Genomic DNA, 2,480 nt, shown 5'->3' on the forward strand with positions numbered 1-2,480 from the left:
GTCAAAAAGACAGTCTTTTTTTTCACTAAAGCACCCGTTAGTTTAAGTACGATCCTTCACAATCATTATTAATTTCAACGTATAAATCCTACACGTATTAATCCAATCAAAAGAAAAAGCTCACTACAAATGGCGATGAAATATATCTTGTTCCTCACTAGATTTCTACTCTTTTTGCCGATCACTATCCGTTGGATGATAGGCAAGATTACGTTTTTTTAACAGCATATATGGTAACTTGATAAAAATTTTAATTACATCAGATTTATTCGGGACGGAAAATCCGGACATGTAGGGTACCCCGAAACTTTCCAACGATAAAATATATGTTGCGATGAAAAAAAATGAAATAAAGAATCCTAAAAAGCCTAACGTAGAAGATAATAATAGGCTAAAATAGCGAATCAAAGCTAAATTGCCTGCAAGATTTTGGTTTACCAACGTATATCCTGAAATAAAGGTAATCGAAATAACGACCATCATGGTTGGAGAAGTTAATCCCGCTTGAATTGCCGCATTCCCTATAAATAATCCACCTAAAACTGAAACGAATCCCCCGGTAGCTTTTGGAAGACGGACTCCGACTTCTTTAAATAATTCAAACAAAGTAAGCATTATAAAGGCTTCTAAGGGGGCTGTTAAGGGTAGACCTAATCTAGAAACTGTAATCGTTGCAAGGAGCGTATAAGGTATTTGATTGGGTTGAAAAGTTACTAAAGAAATATAAAATCCAGGTAAAAAAATAGTTGTAACTATAGAAAGTATTCGTAGAATTCGAACAAGACTTACATAAAAAAAACTATTGTGTGCATCTTCGGGAGTTAAAAGTAATTGATTCAAGGTAGTCGGTCCAATTAAACAAGAAGGATTTCCATCTACTAGGATCGCAAATCTCCCTTGGTTTAATGATTCGACAACATATTCAGGTCTGCTGAAATAACCCATTAATGGCATAATAGAAAATGGATTGTCATATATCATCTCTTCTAATTGATTACTACTTCCTAAAATATCGATCTTTAAGGATTCTAAACGTTTTTGTACCACATCCAAGATAGATGGATTGATGATATCATCCAAATAAAGTAATAAAATTTTCGTTTTACTCCTTTCACCAATTGTATATTCAATACTTGTTAAAGAAGAGGATTTTAACCTTTGACGGACTAATGACATATTATCCGAGATATTTTCGACAAAGCCATCTCTCGGCCCTCGGATGGATGGTGCTGAGACTGATTCCTCGGGACCCCTCTTTGGAGGATTGGAGATTGAAATAAAATATAAATCATTTGAAGCATTATTAAAAATGACTAATTCTCCAGAAAAAAGCTTTTGTTCTACTTCATTTTTGATGTCTTTATCATCATCAAGTTTAGTTATCTCCATGAGAGAGCTTAATCGATCAAAAGTTATTGTGTCTTCTTTCAGAGCCACATCCATCATTCTCGGAAGGATTACTTCGAATATTATTTGCATATCAACTAAATTAGGACAATACACAAGTACTAGTGTATGAGAAGTTGTTCTTCCATTAAAATATTTCGTTTTTAGATGGATATCGGAAGAGTTCTTGAACCAATCTTTTAGATCCTGTATGGTTATGGGGGCTTTTGAGGAATTGGTCATGACTTTTGAAACACCACCCTTTATTTGGATAAGCAGCAGAAAAAACTCAGGAAATTTATTAGATAAATCTGGTAATTTTAAATAAAGTATCCCCTTTTTTCTAATAAAATATGTTCCCAAACTTTATTCCACTAACCTGCTTCGTTAGTACATTAAGAAAAGCGATTCTTATTAAAGAATCGCGCCCTTTTCTTGAATAAACAAGAAGCTCAGATATCCGTAGTTCAATGAAAGATCTGTGTAAACATCTCTCGATCCTCAACTAACGTCACCTTTTTGAAGAAAAAATGGATTACTCTTCTCTTGCCTATTTATAATGAATATCATTTCAAGAATACCAATAAAAAGCATAATCAGTCATAACTGAAGAATCACCCAACTGATGTAACATAGCTGAAATATTCCCTCTATGATAGGTTCCATGATTCACAACGTGTAAGACCATTTCAGATATACTTGTTTCTCTTAATCCTGCCCATGGATTATCCAACATTATTCTCTTTTCCATATCTTCCTGTCTGTTCAAAAAGGATTGAAACCGAGATGTTAAAATGTGAAAATCCGTTTCTAAGTCTTCAATGGGCAGTTTCTCAATCTTTTCTTGAATTTGAAATGAAGATTGCATTGCTTCATTCATACTCTGACCCTCTAGGGTATTAAGCCATCCATATTCCACCAAATAGAGATGAGATAAAACCTTTGAAACAGAAGAAAAGACACTTTTCATTTCCTTTTGATATTTCTCAGGAGAAAGTGTCTTAAGATGATCAATAATCCGTTGATTTGCCCATACATGATAGTTATATAGATTTTCTACATGATTTGCCATACAATCGCCTCCTTATCATCAC

At 33.8% G+C, this 2,480-nt stretch carries 2 protein-coding genes; both read right to left on the reverse strand.

Going from position 1 to position 2,480, the window contains the following annotated elements:
- Positions 1-165: 165 nt before the first annotated feature.
- On the reverse strand, positions 166-1,629 hold the full coding sequence (locus tag V7137_RS30415; protein ID WP_335701519.1) for a spore germination protein: 1,464 nt from the start codon (positions 1,627-1,629) through the stop codon (positions 166-168).
- A gap of 328 nt (positions 1,630-1,957) precedes the next feature.
- Complete coding sequence (locus V7137_RS30420; protein WP_335701520.1) at positions 1,958-2,458, reverse strand: DinB family protein; 501 nt, start codon at positions 2,456-2,458, stop codon at positions 1,958-1,960.
- Between the last annotated feature and the right edge of the window lie 22 nt (positions 2,459-2,480).

Source organism: Neobacillus drentensis (assembly GCF_036962765.1).
In the GTDB taxonomy this organism is placed as follows: domain Bacteria; phylum Bacillota; class Bacilli; order Bacillales; family Cytobacillaceae; genus Neobacillus; species Neobacillus drentensis_C.